The organism is Flagellimonas amoyensis (assembly GCF_003058265.1).
Taxonomy (GTDB): Bacteria; Bacteroidota; Bacteroidia; order Flavobacteriales; family Flavobacteriaceae; genus Flagellimonas; species Flagellimonas amoyensis.
This window is the reverse complement of sequence record NZ_QBUK01000010.1, coordinates 42,008-62,251: the sequence shown is the minus strand read 5'-3', so window position 1 is coordinate 62,251 and position 20,244 is coordinate 42,008. Positions and strand designations below refer to the sequence as shown.

General features: G+C 47.2%; 4 protein-coding genes. 3 read left to right on the top strand and 1 reads right to left on the bottom strand.

The genetic code is table 11. The annotated features are described in order from the left end of the window. Positions 1-259: 259 nt before the first annotated feature. Positions 260-1,945 carry a glutamine--tRNA ligase/YqeY domain fusion protein gene (locus DB398_RS14190; protein WP_108425258.1) on the bottom strand — a complete coding sequence of 562 codons (1,686 nt, stop codon included), beginning with the start codon at positions 1,943-1,945 and terminating at the stop codon, positions 260-262. Positions 1,946-2,207: 262 nt separating this feature from the next. Here DB398_RS14190 and DB398_RS14185 point away from each other — a divergent pair, with 262 nt between their 5' ends. Genes DB398_RS14185 through DB398_RS14175 form a run of 3 tightly spaced genes read left to right on the top strand, consistent with a single transcriptional unit; the run spans position 2,208 to position 20,240 of the window. Further along, positions 2,208-4,469 (top strand): T9SS type B sorting domain-containing protein, encoded by a 2,262-nt coding sequence (locus tag DB398_RS14185; protein WP_108425110.1) that lies wholly within the window; start codon positions 2,208-2,210, stop codon positions 4,467-4,469. A gap of 6 nt (positions 4,470-4,475) precedes the next feature. Further along, complete coding sequence (locus DB398_RS14180; protein WP_108425109.1) at positions 4,476-6,554, top strand: PorP/SprF family type IX secretion system membrane protein; 2,079 nt, start codon at positions 4,476-4,478, stop codon at positions 6,552-6,554. A 9-nt stretch (positions 6,555-6,563) separates the two neighbouring features. Continuing rightward, on the top strand, positions 6,564-20,240 hold the full coding sequence (locus DB398_RS14175; protein ID WP_108425108.1) for a T9SS type B sorting domain-containing protein: 13,677 nt from the start codon (positions 6,564-6,566) through the stop codon (positions 20,238-20,240). Positions 20,241-20,244 lie beyond the last annotated feature (4 nt).

Here is a 20,244-nt window from a genome sequence, read left to right as displayed (position 1 = left end):
TTGCACTAGGATGTACAAAATGCTTGTGACACTAAATTAGGCCAAGATGAAAGTCCAGCTTGATGCTATCCATGCAAAGATTGACGCTGAAACTAAAATTGTGTGAAAAAATGAAAATAAAGCCCAATAAAAGGGTTTTGGGAAGTTGTTCACGGAAATGGGTCCACCAAAAATGAAACCGCATAAAAAAGGCCCAGAACGGGCCATTTTTGATAGTTAAATGTTATTATAGGAGTTGCTATAATAGTTATTTGCAATGCTAGTCTTTTTGATCCAATTTGGCCCAAGTGTCCCGCAACGGTACCGTCCTGTTGAAGACCAAATGCTCTTTAGTGGAATCTTTGTCCACATTGAAATAACCCATACGCTGAAATTGGAATTGATCACCAATCTGTACATCTTTCAAACTAGGTTCCAAATATCCAGTAACCTTCTCCAAAGAATCCGGGTTGATGAATTCCAGAAAATCCTTGTCCTTGTGTGCACCTGGTGTTGGATCTGTGAAAAGACGGTCGTACAATCTCACCTCGGCGGTTACCGCATGCGGAATGGAAACCCAATGCAAGGTTCCTTTCACTTTTCTCAAGCTTTCCTCCGTCCCGGAACCACTTCTACTATTAGGGTCGTAGGTACATTGCACCTCTATCACATTACCGTCGGCATCTTTGGTGCAGCTTTCAGCCTTGATGATGTAGCCGTTCTTCAACCTAACCTCTCCATCCAACTTTAACCTGAAGAATTTACGATTGCCCTCTTCCCTAAAGTCATCCTGTTCTATGTAAAGTTCTCTGGAAAAGGGTACTTGACGATATCCAGCAGATTCATCTTCCGGATTGTTCTCCGCCTCCAACCATTCCTCTTTGCCCTCTTCATAGTTGGTAATGACCAATTTGAGCGGATTGAGCACTGCCATGACCCTAGGGGCAATCTTGTTCAAATGCTCACGCACATGAAATTCCAAAAGGGATACATCCACCACATTTTCACGTTTCGCAATCCCAATGGTGTCCGCAAAATTCCGAATGGACTCCGGGGTATATCCTCTTCTACGCAATCCTGAAATGGTGGGCATCCTTGGGTCGTCCCAGCCTGCCACAACACCACTTTCAACCAATTGGAGCAATTTACGCTTGCTCACGATGGTATGGCTCAGGTTCCTGCGGGCAAACTCGCGTTGCTTCGGGCGCAATTTATCTTTAGATACCAATTGGTCCAAAAACCAATCATACAGTTCCCTGTGAGGCAAAAATTCCAGTGTACACAAGGAATGAGAAACTTGTTCAATGTAATCGCTCTCCCCATGGGTCCAGTCGTACATCGGATAAATACACCAATCGGTATTGGTTCTGTGATGGGGCTTATGGAGAATCCGGTACATCACCGGATCGCGCATCAGCATATTGGAAGAGGCCATATCTATCTTGGCCCGGAGCACATGCTCCCCTTCCTTGAAATCACCGTTCTTCATGCCCTCAAAAAGTTGGAGGTTCTCCTCAACGGATCGGCCCCTGAATGGGCTGTTCGTTCCGGGTTCGGTCGGCGTTCCCTTTTGGGAAGCCATATCCCCAGAAGATTGGCTGTCCACATAGGCCTTTCCCTGCTTGATCAGCTCAACGGCCCAATCGTACAATTGTTGGAAATAATCCGAGGCATAACATTCCGTGTCCCATTCATAGCCCAACCAAGCAACGTCTTCCTTGATGGCCTCCACATATTCCTTTTCTTCCTTTGCAGGATTGGTGTCGTCGAACCGAAGGTTTACGGGAGCATTGTACCGTAGACCCAAACCAAAGTTCAGGCAAATGGAACTTGCGTGTCCCAAGTGAAGGTACCCGTTCGGCTCTGGAGGAAAACGAAATCTAAGACTGTTCGGAACATACCCGTTTCTTAGGTCTTCCTCTATAATGTGTTCGATGAAATTCAGCGATTTAACTTCTTCCGCCATATCAAAATTTTGAAGCGCAAATGTAGCAAATCCGCTCTTCATGGCTATGCTTCGCGCTATAGAGTATACAAAGAAAGCCATTTCACAACACTTTTGGAGCCGCCTACAACAATATCTTTCCTTTCGATGAAAATAAAAACATCTTTGTTATTAGAATACTATACGATTAAGGCAGCCAAAAGCAGCCTTATGGACTAATTACATTAAGGGGCACAAACTAACTAGGGCATTATTGCCTATAACCTCTTAAACCCTAACGGAGATGAAAACAAATGGTTCAACGTATAGCATACTGGTTCTGGCCATAGCTTTTATGCTATTTGGTGCCAGCACAGTACAAGCCCAGGTGCTGAACAAACCCGTGCCAGCACCAAACCCAAACATTGGTAGTGACGATCCTTGGGATGCCGCCTGTGCCTCGGACGGATATAATGAATACTACGTAAAATTCACGTGGATGCCCCCCATGGTGAGTTCCAATAACGAATTCATCTTGGAGCTTTCCGATTCGGATGGCTACTTCGGATCACCTAGGGAATTGGCACGAGTCAGTGACAAAAATACTATCCTGGATTTTAAATTCAAGTTCTCCTTGCCCTCGGATACCCGTGGCGAGAACTTTAAGTTCAGGGTGAGAAGTACCAGTCCCGCCAAGACCAGCCCTGCATCGGACGCTTTTTCCATGTACTTCATTGATTACAAATCTCCGTTGTTGATCAGTGAAAATGGCAGCGGATCCATCCCCTCTGGCGGTGAGATCCAAATCTGCGGTGGCGGTTCTGTGACCCTAAAACCACACAACATCCCAAATGCAGGAACCTATCGCTACAATTGGTATAGAAGCGGTACTCCATTGCCCGAAAAAACCGAAAGTATTACGGTTTCAGATCCTGGTATGTACTATGTGGAACTGGACTACGGCTCTGTCTGTTCGGGTTCCGCCAATACGCTTTCCAATACCATAACCATAGGCACTGGAACCAGCGCTGGCATTGCCCTCAATGGCCCAAGCAATGTGACCGTATGCCCTGGTGACACCCATACGCTTGAAGCCAATATCTCTGGAGGGGGCTACACCTATACTTGGTATAAGGATGGAAATATCATAAGCGGCCCTACGGTCAATGCAAGCACCTATGCCGTGAATACAAGCGCTTCAGGTTTTGAAGGTGCTTATGCCGTTGAAATAGGTGGTTCCGGCATTTGTAAAGAAAAATCAGCGGCTGTAACAATTTCGGCTACAGGATCTTATAATGTGACCTTGACAAGTCAAGAAAATATCGTGTTGTTGCCTTCACAGACCAAAACCCTATCCGTGAACACAACGGCGACTTCTCCCACCTATCAATGGTACAAAAATGGCTCGGCCATTTCTGGAGCTACAAACAGTTCTTTGAATATCAACGCGATAGGAGAATATTATGTGGAGGTGACCCAAAATGGCGGACCATGTACGGCTGCCCCAATTGCTTCTGCAAAAACCACTGTGGTTTCTCCTGATTCGTTTGAATTTGAAATCGATTTTGTGGGCAATTATACGTCATGTGTAAACTCAGATGCCACCCTTACCCTTACTGCTATCCTTGCGGTTAGTGACAGCGGTGCCAAAACGGATGTGACAGCCGACCTACAATCCTCTTTTACCTACCAATGGAAATGGAACGGAAACCTTGTGAATGGTGAAACTTCAAGGACCATCACGCTGTCCGATCATGAAACAAATGGCTCCTACTTGCTGACCGGTAGTATAGATGACTTCAACGCTACGTCCAACGCGAAAGACGTTACGCTCGTGGTGAATGAAACCTTGCAGATAAGTGCCAATGGTACCGTGCTTTGTGAAGGTGGTGAGGCCATTGTCCTGACCAGTTCCATGGACCTCTCTGGCAAATCCTTTGAATGGAAAAAAGATGGGGTTGTCATCGATACATCCTCTGAAAGCTTGACCGCAAGTGGAACAGGTGCCTATGAGCTTATCCTAAAAGAATATGATTGTCCGTTGGTTTCCAACAAAGTCAACGTTAGTGCCTTTGACGAATCGCTGTTGGTGCTGGACAAACCCAAAGACCTAGTCATCATAGAAGGAGAGACCCAAACCCTTACCGCAAGTGGTGCAGACTCTTACGAATGGTATGATGCAGGGAACAATTTGATATCATCACAAGACTCTTATAGCTTCCAAATGGAAGGGGAATACCTTTTGGTCGCCAGCTTCGGAACTTGCACCGTAAGCAGGGTCATCACAGTCACTTATAGGGACATGTTTGCCATACCCAATGTCATCACTGCCAATGGGGACGGTATCAACGACCTTTGGGTGCTGCCCAATACCTATTCTCGGGACCCAAATGTTCTCGTCACGATTTTCAATGAAAGGGGAGAACAGGTTTTCAGCCAAGCCGGCTATGAAAACAACTGGCCACAATCCACCACCTCGTTCAACAAACAGAGCATGATCTTCTATTACAAGATCACCAGGGGCGGTAAAAGCCTGAAACAAGGAACCATAACTGTTATTAAATAAGCAGAAATGCACACCAAAAAACCTCTACTACTACTTACATCAATCTTGCTACTTGTCTTTTCCGGAATGCACGGACAGGAGGAGGACTATTATGTACCCTACAATGTCCCTTCCCAGAACTTGTTGAAATTCAACAGGTTCTTGATAAACCCAACATTCTCGACGGTTCGTGAAGACAAGTCCTATATCAATTTGTTTCACAGAAACCAATCGGTATCTTTTGATGACAACAATCAAGTCTATTTCTTGAGCTATAGTGGTAGGGTTAGCGATAGAAGTGGTGTGGGTCTGAGCCTGTTCACCAACCGTGAAGGGCTTTTCAACAACTTTGGTGTACATGCCAACTACGCTTATGGCATACGTTTGGGACTAAAGACCTCCTTTACCTTTGGGGCGAACATAAGCTACTATCAAAGTGCCTTCAACCAGGATAGGGCAAACTCCATAGAGGATGACCCTTTCTTGAACACCTTGGAAAGTAGCTCTTTGGTAAGTTTTCAACCCGGTTTCAACTTTTCAGTTGGTCGGTTTGATATTGGTGGTTTTGCAGAAAACCTGTTCGATTATAACCTGAAAACCAGTGAATCTGTCACTGAATTCAACGAAAAAACATATTCTGGACACCTACAATATACCCATCCGTTTGAAAACGGTAGGGGTATCATGGAAAGCGCACGTTTAATGCCCTTGGCCAGAGTACGAAAAGTGGGAGAAAACAATCTCACGCTGGGAGGAAACCTGATTCTCGATTTGCCGAAATTGGGTTGGTTACAAGCGGGTTATGACGACTTCTATGGAGCATCCGCAGGACTTGGTTTCAACCTGACCAAAAACATTTCGCTCGGATATACCGTTGAAAAGGGACTTTCCAACGAATTTGAAAATTTTGGGGTCACCCACGAGATTTCCTTGGCCTATTCCTTCACTCCCAACCTTACCGAAGACCGTGTCATGTTGGAAAAAGAGAACGAATCCCTTGTGGAAAACGAGAATGTGCCACAGGATAGCCTGAACCTTACCGAAAAGGATTTTGAAATTGCCCAGCTCAAGGAAAAACTGGCAGAAAACGATGCCATTCTTGATGAGCTGTTGATGCGACAAGACTCCATCGAAACCAATAGAAGACAAGATCTGGAAAGAAGGTTCGAGACGGTGATGAAAATGGTAAAACGGGAGACCAATGGCCAAAACCCGGCTCTTGAGGAAAAGGCCAAGCAGCTGTATTTCAACAATGTGGACAGCGCTGATATCGTGTCCAGAAAGGCACAGCCCCTTTCCAACCATGGCCTGACCAATACAACGGCAGCCAAAAAGGTCATCCGTTTGAACGACAAGCAAGCCGACCCACAATCTGATGTGGTGGCAAATTCGCCGGTAAAACGGGATAATATCAATAGGTCCGTAGCCGGAAATGGCAACAAGGCACGTTTCAAATCGCACAGTGTCCCCAATGTACAAAGCGGCCACTACCTGATTGCCAATGTGTTCAGGGATTCTGAAAATGTCAGTGCATTCATTGAAGAACTGCGTGCCCAGGGCATTGAGGCCAACTATTTTGAAAACCCAAAGAATGGGCTCAACTATGTCTATATAGGCGATTTTGAGAACAAGAACGACGCACTTGCTGCCTATCGTAACAAAATGGACGGAGCCTATAGTGGCGATGCCTGGATCATGAATGTCAACGGTGGAGATTCCACCATCGGCGGCTATACTGCCGTAGAAAATGGACAAAATTCCAAGTATGGAAACAGCGTACTACACAAAAACTTGGCCAACAAAGGGTCCAAAGGAGCTTCTGGGATTTCATACAGTTCAGACGCCATAGACGGACTCCCTTCGGGCTTTTACATCATTGCCAATGTCTTTGAAAGTTCATCAAGCGCAACGCAATTTGTAAAAGAACTGAACGCCAAGGGGCTGAATGCCAGTTATTTCATCAACCCAAATGACAAGTTGAGATACGTGTACCTTAAAAAGCACGAGACCTGGGGCAATGCACTTACTTCTTATTATACAAAGCTGAACGCCTCGTATGATGATAAGATGTGGATCTTGAGAATTAAACCTAACCGAACCGTATAGACCAAACATATGGTAAAACTTCTACTCAAATGGTGCTTTGTCACCTGTGTCTTGCTATGCTCATTTTCCGGTGTCTCTCAGGTTAAAAATGACTTTGATGTCCGATATGAAAACAGGTTGAAGGGTGATCTCACCTTTATCGCGAACAACATCGTCAACAGAGACTCAAACAACAGAGATCCAGAAGACCCATACAACTCCACTGGCTCAAATTCGTCCTATAACGATGACCTCAACATGCAATATATTGATATTGATGGGGATGCATCCACCTTTAGCTCAAGTAGTGCTACGCTATCCGTGCCCGATCCAAATTGTTCCAGGATCCGCTATGCCGGTCTGTATTGGTCTGCGGTCTACAGAGAGACCAATCGTAGCGATTTCAACCAAGTAAAATTTAGGGTGCCCGGTGGGTCTTATCAGGACTTGACGGCCGATGAAATCTTGTTCGATGGATATAACGATTCGGATTTTGGAAACTATAGCCCTTATGCGTGCTATAAGGATGTTACCAATATCGTCTCCGCTTTGCCCAATCCAGATGGGGAATATTTTGTGGCGAATGTAAGGGCCAGCTCAGGAAGCTCCATAACCGGTGGTATTTCTGGGGGTTGGACGCTTATCGTGGTCTATGAAAACCCAACTCTTCCGGGTAAATTCATCACCACTTTTGATGGGTATGCCGGTATCAAATCCGGGGAGACCGTTGACATTCCTGTCAGTGGCTTTACCACTTTGCCCGCTCCTTTTCCTGTAAGGGCCAAATTGGGAGTGGCCACCTTGGAAGGGGACAACAGGATCGAGGGAGACCGCTTGGCCATAAGGGCCAACAGCAATGGTACATTTACGTCCCTATCCAATACAGCAAATCCGGTCAACAACTTCTTCAACAGTAACATCACCATTGAGGGCAACATTATAACTGCCCGTAATCCAAACAGTATCAACACTTTGGGATGGGACGTAGATCTCTTTACCATACCCAACCCCAACCAAACCGTTATCCCCAATGGGGAGACCGGTGCCACTTTGAGGGCCTCATCTACCCAAGACAAATACGACATTTTCTTCACCTCGATGGATGTGGAGATCATTGAACCAAAGATCAACCTCGCCAAAACGGTAGAGGACATAGCAGGAAACGACATTACCGGGCAAGGCGTTCATCTTGGACAATATCTGGATTATGTCCTCTCCTTTGAAAATGTGGGCAATGACGATGCCATAAACTATACCATTCGGGATGTGCTCCCCATCAATGTGACCTTGGATGAAAGCAGTATTGTAATGCCTGCTGGTGCCACCTATACTTTTGATCCTGCCACAAGGACGGTGATTTTTAGCATTCCCAACAATCTTGTTGAAGAAGGAGATCCCTTGGCTGTGATCCGCATGCGGGTCCGGGTAGCGGAAAACTGTTTTGATTTTATCGATGCCTGTACGGACATCATCCAAAACTTGGCCTATTCCACCTATAGGGGAGCCATCAACACAGCACCGATTACGGACGACCCCAGTGTATATGACTTTGATGGTTGCGGCTTTGGATCGCCCGGTGCCACGAACTTTCTTTTGGACGACCTCAGTGCGTGTAACTTTAGCCGAACCGTTCAACTGTGTGGCGATAATGTATTGTTGGATGCCGGGGACAATTTTGACAATTATATCTGGTACCGTGATGTAAACGGTAACGGTCAAATAGATGTGGGTGTAGATTTGGTGATCACCGATGCTGATTCGGACAACGACCCGAGCACCATGTTGGTGACCGAAGTGGGCACCTATATTGTTGACAAACAGGTCGCCGACCCCTGCAAGGATTTCGAGGAGACCATCGTAGTGGAACTCTTTGGGGCTACCCAGAGCAACCCTATTACCGCATTGATCAACGATACGTCAAATTCCATTAACGGGGACATCCTTATCTGTCCCAATGATGGTAGCGAGCTGCCTGAAATCTTCCTTTGTGGGCTCAATGACACCGAACTTATCCAAGTGAACATTCCCGATGCACAGAGCATTGTTTGGGAACAATTGGACGAAACCAGCTGTGGTGCCGCAATTGATGGTTGCGCCAACACAAATGCCACCTGTACCTGGAACAACGTGGATACCGGGAACGACTTCCTGGCCTCCAATGCCGGACAGTACCGATTGGTCATCAATTACCAAAACGGTTGTTTCAGCAGGTTCTATTTCAATATCTACAAAAACCCGCTCAACCCACAATACACTTCCAGGGATATCATTTGCGACACCGAAGGAAACATTACGGTGACCAATATGCCTTTGAACTATGAGTACCAGTTGGTAGATCAATCCACAGGTACCGTATTGGTACCCTATGGCCCGAGCCCAAGTTTTGACATCGCCAACAACGGTGCCTACAGGGTGGAAATGAGACAGCAGGGTGTTACCGATGGTTGTGTCTTTGTTTTGGACAATATCGGGATCTTGGAAAGGGACTTTCAAGTGGAGGTCACCACAGAGGACACAGATTGTAATGGATTGGGCGAAATTGCCATCTCCATTCTCAATGTAGAGCCACAGTACTATTACAGCATCTCTCGAGGAGGTGTTGAAGTGGACGATTTTGGTCCATCTTCGGACAACAACTATACCTTTGAAAACCTAGCTGCCGGAGTGTACGACGTAGCCGTTTCAACGGATGATGGTTGCGTTTACACAGAGCAGGTCACCATTTATGATCAATCCGATCTGGATTTGGAGGCACGGGTATCCCAGCACATTACCTGTAGAGAAGGAAATATTCTCATGTCCTCCACTGGCGGAAAAACACCGCATTTGTATGCCATCTGGTCCTATGTGGATGAAGATGGAAACACAGTGATATCCTATCCATCCGTGACCGATATCCCTCCATCCGAATTCCAGACCAGTCAAATCTTTGACATCTACGATCCCGGGGATTACACCTTTGTGGTGGTGGACAGGAACAACTGTTTCGATATATCCAACACCGTGACCATCGAATTCAGGCCTGCGGCCGATTTTGACCCGACCACAGTGATTGATGTACTTTGTAACGGGGAATCCTCTGGTTCCATTTCCTTTAACTTGGTCAACAGCAATGGGTATCAATTGACTTTTTACCTGTTCGATGCCACTGGTTTTGATGAAGAGGAATACAATCTTGCCGATGCACTGGCCACCAACACTTCAGGCAACTTTCCTGGACTGACCAATGGTGATTATGTCATTGTCATCAACCAACGTAAAGGAAGTGCGTCCTGCGACTATTTTGAATATCAGGCCATTTCGGCTCCGGCCAATGCCCTTTCCGCAGAAGTTGAGCTGTACCAACCCTACACCTGTTTGCAACTTGGTGCTGTTAGAGCATTCAATGTTCAGGGAGGAACCGCTCCCTATCAATACAGTATTGATGGAGTGACCTTTGTTCCGGACAGTGCCACCTTGGGCGAGGAAATCTTTTCCAACCTGACCGATGGAACCTACACCGTGACCATAAGGGATGACAACGGATGTACCTTTGTTACGGATCCTGTGACCATAGCGCCGCTAGATCCCCCAACGGACATCGACTTTACGTCCACAGACCCCAATTGTCCATCTTTTACTTCGGATGTCACGTTGAGCGTTACGGGCGGAACTCCAAACTATGTGTATGAGATCATTGCCCCTGCAGGAAGCGTGGTGAACAACGGAAACAATGCCACCTTTACAGGTTTGGCCCCGGACACCTATTTGTTCCGCGTAACGGACAGTACGGGGTGCGTCTATGAGGAAACCTATACCATTGCCCCTGTTTCTGAAATTTCAGTGAGCGGACAACTCATCCAAAACATTACTTGTATTGGTGAAGAAGATGGTGAGATCAGATACCTCGTAAGCAATTTCAACACCGATTACAACTATACCGTAACAGGACCTGATACGTTCTCCGGAACGGCACAGACCAATGGAACCATTCCATTCACTGGTTTGGCCGAGGGAACATATACCATTACGGTGACCGACAACCTTACCAACTGTACCGACACGGCCTCTGTTACCATTGCGGCACCACCTTCTGCCATTACAGCTCCCGCTACAGTGACCCAACCAACCTGCCTCGCCGATGGTTCGGTGAGCATTACGGCTTCGGGCGGATGGGGAAGCTATACCTATGAAATTACTGCTGGACCAGTGGGATATGTTCTTCCTGCGGCACAGAACAACGGCCTGTTCCCCAACTTGGATATTGCGGGAGACTACGACTATACCGTGACCGATGCCAATGGATGCGAGTTCACGGGCAGCTTCACGTTGATCGAGGCCATTGCCCCAGAATTGGAAATCGTTCCCAACGATAGCTGTTATGACGATGCCACAGGATTGACCCTGACCGCCAATGTGATTGCTGGCGGAGATGGAAATTACGAATACAGCCTGAACGGAGGTCCCTTTGTGTCTGGCAATGTGTTCACTGGTCTAGGACCTGGTTCCCATACCATCAATGTTAGGGATGGCAACGACTGTACAGATTCCGCTTCCATTACCATTGACCCAGAACTCAGTGTGGTGGCCTCTGCCCCCAACATTACCGCTTGTGCCACAGACACGGACATTACCATCTCTGCAGCTGGTGGGGACGGCAACTATGTCTATGCTGTTGTTGCTGATGGAGTGACTCCCGGAGCTGGTGATTTCTCCACCACCAACCCTGTTACCGTTACCGGTGCGGGCAATTATGACGTCTATGTAAGGGACAATGGAGGCGCATCCGGATTTTGTGAGGCCGTTTACGAGATCACTATTGTACAAGACCCCGCATTGACCATTACACCCAATGTCACCGACGTAACGTGTTTTGGCGGTTCAGATGGAAGCATCTCTTTGACGGCCACGGGAGGCGAGGCGCCTTATGTCTATAGCATAAACAATGGGGCAACCTATCAGCCTTTGAACACTTTTGTGAACCTACCGGCCGGCACCTATGACATCAGTATCAGGGATGCCAACAACTGTGTCGTATCATCACAGGTTACCATTGCCCAGCCCGACGAAATCATTGCCGAGGCGGCCATTACACAAGATTATACCTGTAACCAACTGGGAGAAATCACAGTGGGAAGTATTACCTCAACTTCCGGTGGTTCAGGAAATTACCAATACAGCATCAATGGTGGGGCTTGGACCCCATCAACAACAGGAGGAGCTGTTTTCACCGACCTGATGGATGGTACCTATAGCATTCGTGTACGTGATGCCAATCAAATCGATTGTTTCATCACCTTGCCGAATGTCATCATCCCCCCGCTTCCCGTAGAGCCCACATTATCAACTTCTTTCGTTTACAATTGTGATGGAACGGCCGATCTTACCGTACTGCCCAACGACCCGGGATACACCTATTCATTGGATGGGTCAACCCCGCAGTCCGGCAACCTGTTTACGGACGTTGCCCCTGGTCTTCATACCATTGAGGTCAACTATGGAAGTGATTGTACCGTTCAAACCACAGTGAACATTGAGCCAGGACATGTCTTCGATGCTGTCATCACCGCACACACCGATATCAGTTGTTTTGGTTCCGCAGATGGTTCCATCACTTTTGAAGTTGAAAACTTTGATCCGGGAACTGGATTTACCTATCAAGTGAACGGCGGGACCGTGTCTGGACCCCAAACCACCAGCCCAATTACCATTTCAGGACTTACCGCGGGTAATTATGAAATTGTCTTGGTTGATCTGCGAGATCCTGCTTGTTCCGTTACCTTGAACCAAACATTGACTCAGCCCAATGCTGTCGATGTTACTGCATCAGTGACCACAGAATTGACCTGTAGCAACGGTGGCGGTGTCATAACCGCAACCGCAACCGGTGGAACCCCTGCCTATCAATACCGATTGGAGGACACTGGAGGCGTGGAGATCATTGCTTATCAATCTTCCGGTGTGTTCTCTGGACTTCCTGCCGGCGACTATGTCGTAAGGGTGAGGGACATCAATCTTTGTGAGGATGTTACAACGACCTTGACCATAGCCCCTCCTGCCGATATTGACTTTGAAACGATTCCCACAGCATGTTATACCGGCAACAACGATGGAAGCATCATCGTGAACGTGACCGATGGCAACGGCAACTACCAGTTCAGCCTGAACGGTGGCGCATGGATGACCCCTACGCCAACAAATGCAACAACATATACTTTTGGCAACCTGGCCGCAGGAAGCTATACCATCAATGTGAGGGACGGGTATGGTTGTACAGGTGTGGTGGAAACCGTTACCATAAACCCTGCTTTGACCGCATCTGCTTTCCTAAATAGTGATTTGACCTGTTTGGATGATGCTGAAATTACCATAAATGCCTCTGGAGGTTCCGGAACCTATACCTATGAATGGTCCAATGATGGTGGAGCCACTTACAACTCCACTGGATTTACCGGAAATGTGTTCAACACCGATACCGATGGAACCTATATGTTCCGGGTAACGGATACCACAACCCCAACGGCGTGTACAGCCACGACAAACGCCATCATCGTGACGCCTGCTACGCTTCCGGTCATCACCAGTGTTACACCGACAGATATTCTTTGTTTTGGAGAAATTACCGGAGCTTTGGATGTCGTGATCGACACCTCTGTGGGCGTTCCTCCCTATACCATCAACGTTTTTGAAACCATTACCGCTACCGATTATGGTTCACAGACCACAGGACTTCCTGCCGGTTCGTATGAGGTGACCGTTACCGATAGCAAGGGATGTGAATCCGATCCATTCCCTGTAGTGATTTCTGAACCTACAGCGATAGTTCCAAACTCAACACATACAAATCTAACTTGTGCAGCAAGTGGTACAGAGCTAGGAACTATTACAGTTGATGCTTCTGGAGGAACACCGACTTATATCTACGAGGTATTCAACAATGATTATAACGTAAGCTTGGCCTATGATACTTCTACAGGCACCAATGACCATACATTTACCGGGTTGGATTTTGGTGATTATACTCTTGTAGTTACCGATTCCAATGGTTGTCAGAATATCTCAACGGTAACCATAACAACAGGGCCCGATGTGTTGATAACTGTACAAGGAGCCGCCGGTTGTACTCCTGGTAGTGGTGAAATGTTGGTTGAGGCCGATGCACTAAATGGAACACTGGGAACAGGAACTTTTTATTTTGCCATATACCCCGCTCCACCATTTAATGCATCAGACCCCGCATGGTTTCCTGAGGATGTATCCCCTGCCCCAGATAACTCTCATTTGTTCACTGGTCTGACGCCGGGGGTTACCTATACGTTTATCGTTTATGATGATGATACAGAATGTGAGTATCTACAGGAGGCCACTGTTCCCGTATCCACATCTTCCACTTTGGGCTCCACAATTGATGTTGTTACCGATATCACCTGTACGGGATCTGCCGATGGTAGTGTCGTCTTTACAGTATCAGGATATGGTGGAAGTAATGTGAACTATGAAATTTTCTATGCCACAACAAATATAGCTACAGGAATCACAGGTACAATTTCAGGTGTAGTCGGTGGCCCTGAAACCGATACAGCCGCTGGATTGAGTCCTGGTGAATATTATATTCTTTACGAAGAAGCGGATGGACCAAATGCAGGATGTGTCTCGGCCTCTGATTTCTTTGTAATAGAACAATCTCCAGACTTACTTGAAGTAACGGCGGATTCACCAACCAACGACAATTGTAATCCAAATGCCGGAGTGATCACAGCAAATGCTCAATTTGGAATGGCTCCCTATGAGTTCCAATATATATTGGCCTCTTCAGGTATAGTGCCAACAGCAGCATCTGCTGGTTGGACAAGTAGTACAATTGCAAATGTTGAGGCAGGAGATTACATTGTTTATGTAAAAGATGCCAACAATTGTATACAAAGTGATCCTGTAACCGTCCTTCTAGACCCAAGCCCAGAAATTTCAGCAATCATAATTGATGAATGTGTCGAGGAAGGCCAGTTCCAAGTATTGATTACATTGGAGAACCCCTTTGTGGCCATGTCCCCATTCCAAATAAGTTTGAATGGGTCTGCATATCAGAACTTTACGTTCAATGGAAGCAATCAACACACCATTTCCGGTCTTAGTTCCGGAACGGGCCAGACCGTGTCCGTAAGGGATTTGAATGGCTGTATCGACACTGAAACCTTTGCTATTTATCCTCCGCTCGAATTCAATGTGATCCAAACAGTTGCCCTGGATTGTGAACCTGGTACTGCGGCTTACGGAGAATTTGAAATCGAAGTGCTTTCAGGCTCTGGAAACTACGAATACGAAATCGATGGTCCAGACCCATACGACGAAACAAGAACCGCTTTGGTGCTCGATGCATCCAATAAATTCACATGGGCCGGGGCCGGGGCCGCTGGTAGCTATGTAGTGATGGTTTATGATATCGGCACAACCACTCCAAATTGCTTCAAAACAATTACAGTGGATGTTCCGGATGCACCTCAGCCCTCATTTACATCAACGGTTACGGATGTTACCTGTAATGGTGCCGATGATGGAACCATTTCCGTGAGTGCGGTGGACAATGGCATAGGCCCTTATTCCTTTGAGATCATTGCCGCTTCCGGTGGTTCTGCGAGTTTGCCCATTTTGCCTACATCAAGTACGAACACCACGGCGAACTTTACAGGTCTTGAAGGTTCTGCTGCAGGAATTACCTACACCATAGAGGTTACTGCCGCAAACGGTTGTACCCACATCGAAACGCAAATCATCACTGAGCCAGATGCTATCGTAGTTCCCGTTGTTAATGTATTGGATTTTGCCTGTGTGGCCGGAAACAATATGAACAGTGCCACCGTTACCGTGGACACCGGTTTCATTACCGGTGGTAGTGGAAACTATGTACGTTATGAGTTCCGTGACAATATAGGCGGCACTGTCCTACAAAATGGTCCGAACAATGTCTATATAGAAACCGATACGAACGGTAAGGACATACGGGTGTATGTCTATGACGAAAATAGTTGTTCAGGATTTATGGATGTCATAGTCGCTCCATTTGATGAGATCACAGATGCTGTGGCTGCGATCACCAACCCATTGAGCTGTACTCCAGGAATGGATGGCGAAATCACCATTACCGTTACCTCAACGGCCGGGGATCCGTCCCGTTTTGAATACAGTATCGACAATGGTGCCTCTTGGCAATCCTCCAATGTATTTGGCGGTCTGGATGCCGGTACCCACAATTTCTTGGTACGCCATATCGATACGGGTTGTACCGTATCAACATCCGAAACGATCACCGACCCAAACACCTTCACTATTGATGTGGATGTGGTGAGCAATGTGGTCTGCTATGGAACCGCAAGCGGAGAAGTCACCTTTGAACTCTTGGATGCTACCTACGCTGGAGGGTTCAACTGGACCATTTACAATACAAACGGAACACCGGTGAACACGGCAGATGATAGCTTCGTGACCAATGGTACCTCAGCAACTACCGGACCTACGGCTCCTATCGCCCTGCTAGCTGGAAGCTACTTGGTGGAAATTTCCCAAGATGCCTTCCCTGGATGTACCAATGTGGAGACCTTCACCATTGCAGGGCCCTCGGCGGCCATTTCTGCCAATGTTTTGGAAACCGATATTACCTGTGATCCCGGAAACGATGGCGTCATCGAAATCTTTAATGTACAAGGTGGATGGGGCGGATATGCTTACTATGTGAGCACTACACCAAACCCAGCACCCAACAGTATAGCCAGTTATGTATCCACCCGAAAGTTTGAAAACTTGGTGGCTGGCACCTATGAAGTCTGGGTCATTGACCAATACGGTTGTGCTTTGCAATTGCCCGATGTGGTCTTGGCCGATCCGCTGCCCATCCAGGCTGCTTTACAGGTCAACAATGAGAACTGTACCGACCTTCAAGGCGAAATTGAAGTGGTGGGCATTCCTGCGACCGATCCTGTATCCGGTGGTCAAGGAAGCAACTATATGTATCAATTGGTCAGAAACGGGGTCAATGTAGGTTCGCCACAAACGAGCACCATTTTCTCCAATCTGGGTGCCGGTTCTTACGAGGTAGAAATCCTAGATCAGTGGGGATGCGATGCCACTGTCGGGCCTGTGGTGTTGAACCCGGCCATGAGTGCCACTGCGACTGTAGTGAAACCCATCGATTGTTCCCCCGACCCGGGAGGACATATCACCGTAACCGTTACGGGGGGTTCCGCCAATTTGGAATACAGTGTTACCTTCCCTATTTCGGGAACCGTGGTGACCAATAACGATGGTATTTTCACCAACCTGACCGAGGCTGGGCAATATGTGTTCGTAATCACCGATTTGGCCACTACGACCCCATGTACCTACACGGTTACCCAAGCGTTGGATGCGCCTGTGGATCCCATCTTGTTGGATGCGACCATTCAACATGTGAGCTGTTTTGGAGGAAGTGATGGAAGTATTTCGGCTGTCATTGACCCTGCAACCGACGTGAATCCAATCTATCGATATGAATTGATCGGTTTGTTCGGTGCTCCAAGCAGACCGCTTCAGGACCATCCGCTTTTCGAAAACCTGCCTGCAGGGCAATATGAAGTACGCGTAGTCTCTGATAGAGGTTGTGAGATCACCAAACCAGAAACCGTTACAGAGCCTGCCGTGTTGACGGCCTCTGCATCAGCTCCTGATTTTGTCTGTACTGCCAACAATGTGGATGAGACCACCATAACCGTTACGGCCACCGGTGGTACTGCACCTTATTTCTATAGTTTTGATGGCAATGGTTTCTCCTCGATCGCCACCTATGATGTTGAGGACAACGGTACCGTTCAGACCATCAACTATACGGTAAGGGATGCCAATGGTTGTGAATATGCTGACAGCATTGTGATACAACCCATCAACACCTTTACGGCCAGTGTTTCCCAAACCACGGCCATCAGTTGTGTCACTGAAGAAGAAGTGTTGTTGACCGTTGCAGATAATGGCGATCCAACCAATACCTATACGTTTACATTGCTGCCCGTAGGAAATCCGTATGGATCGGCTCCTACCATCTTGAGCAATACCACGGCAAGCTTCCTATTGACCCATCCTGGAACCTATACCTTCAGGATCACGGACGATGCGACAGGTTGTTATGTGGATACCGCTCCTTATGTCATCGCACCATACGATACCATTGATGTCGTGGCCGTGGCCACATCACCAGCTGTCTGTTTTGACGATGCCGGCACCTTGGAAATCACGGTTACAGGCTACAATGGTGCTTACGATTATGAAGTGTTCAGGACCGATGGTACTTCAATTACAACAGGAAGTGGCAACACTGCTGGTGGACCATTGTCCATAACACATGTAGACCTCGTTGGAGGAAACTACTTTGTGCGTGTCACCGAAACAGGTTACCCTGAGTGTGTTGAAGACTCCAACACCATCACCATTATGTCGCCGAGCGCAGAGTTGGAGGTTGTTCCCCAACAAGTGGCCAGCGTTACCTGTACCAATGACCAAGGAGAGATCCTCATTGCACCAACAGGTGGCTATGCCCCTTATGACATTATTTTGACAAACAATGCCACAACCCAAACCTACACCATGAACGATGTACATAGCTATGTCTTCACAGGCCTATCTGCAGGTGCATACGAAGTAAGGATCATCGATAGCCAAGGTTGTGAGATTGTGGACAATTCATTGACACTGATGGAACCAGACCCAATAACAGCTACCATTGATGTCGCTCCGATAGACCTAATGTGCTACGGGGACAACAGCGGTTCTGTTTGGGTATCCTCTGTTTCCGGTGGTGAAGGTGTGTACCAGTATCAATTGAACATCTACGAAGATGACACTCCTGGTGCCAGCATTGTATTCACTTCTGGTGAACAGGGAAGCAATACGTTCAACGGATTGGGCGCTGGAACCTACAGCATCACCGTCACCGATGGATGGAACTGTGGTGTGGAAACCCCAAGGGTGACCATCAACGAACCAACAGAGGTTATGGCTTCCTTGGTGCAAGTAAGTGGAATGACCTGTATGGATGATGCAGAAATTCTATTGACCGCATTTGGAGGTACTGCCCCTTACAAATACAGCGAGGACGGTATCACTTTCTTCGATATGGATGGAGGGGACACCCATACGTTCCCTGTTGGGGTTGGCGTATATCAGTACTATGTCATTGATGCCAATGGTTGTGAGGCCCTTATTTCCAACCAAGTGAGCATAGATCCAGTTCCAGAACTTACATTGACCATTGATGATTCCGCGGCCATGATCAACTGTATGGGCGAAGCATCGGCCACCATAGTTGCACGAGCCATGGGCGGTCTGGGCAATTACAGTTACGAACTGTTCAGCGATGCCGCATTGTCCAATTTGGTCGGTGGACCACAGCCAAACGGGACCTTCAGTGGACTTGCTGCTGGAAATTACTATGTAAGGGTGACCAGTGAAGATTGCGTTGAGGTATCACCGGTGACCACTATTGTTGATCCCGCTCCGTTGCAGGTAGATCGTGAAGAATCTACCGATGTGACCTGTTCGGGCATGGAAGATGGTACCATCACCGTGGAAGTTTCTGGAGGTACTGGCGAAATCCTGTATGCGATTTCACCCAACTTGAACCAGTTTGATACCGAAAATACCTTTACCGATCTGGCCCCGGGTATTTATGATGTCATTGCCCAAGATGTAAATGGATGTTTCATCACGTTCCAATTTGAAATAGGGCAGCCCGAACCCATTCAGGCAGAAGCCATCAACATCATGCACGAAGTGTGCTATAATAGTGCCGATGGTTCCTTCGAGCTTCAGGTTTCAGGGGGTGTTGCCCCTTATGAAACGGCCTTGAACTCCAATGCCGATGCAGATTTTGTACAAGATCGTTTCTTGTTCCAAGACTTAACGGCCGGAACCCATGCGGTATTTATCAGGGATGCCCAAGGTTGTGATACATATGTGATCGTGGAAATAGAGCCCGGTATGAACCTAGCGGCCACGGTGACTCCGATGTATGAGTGTGTGGGCAACATCCCTAATAATTTCTTGGAGATTGTGTTCGAGGATCCATCCGTTTCTGCAGATGTCATGTATGCCTTGGATTCCACGGACCCCGCAGATATGCAACTGTCAGCTGACTTTACCAACATGTTGCCCGGCGACCATTATGTCACCATTGCACATGCGAATGGATGTATGACCACCTATGATTTCACTATCGAAGGCTACGAACCGCTCACCCTGGTTTTGGAGAACAATACCATCAACCAGATCACAGCGATAGCCGAAGGGGGTGTTGAGGAATATACGTTCTATTTCAACGATATCAACAATGGAACCGAAAATACCATCTATATCAACAGAACAGGTACGTATACCGTAACTGTGATCGATCAGAACGGTTGTGAGGCCACTGCGGAAATCTATATGGAGTTTATGGACATTGAGTTCCCCAACTTCTTTACCCCAGATGGCGACGGTATGAATGATAACTGGATTCCTGACAACATTCAAGGGTTCCCTGACGTACTAATTAAAATTTATGATCGTTATGGTAGGGTAGTGGAAGAGATGACCCGAAACACGCAAGGTTGGGATGGAGACTATGATGGTAAACCATTGCCAACAGGTGATTACTGGTATATCGTTCGTCTAAAAGGTGAACAGGATAATCGGGAATTTGTGGGTCACTTTACATTATATCGACAATAACAAT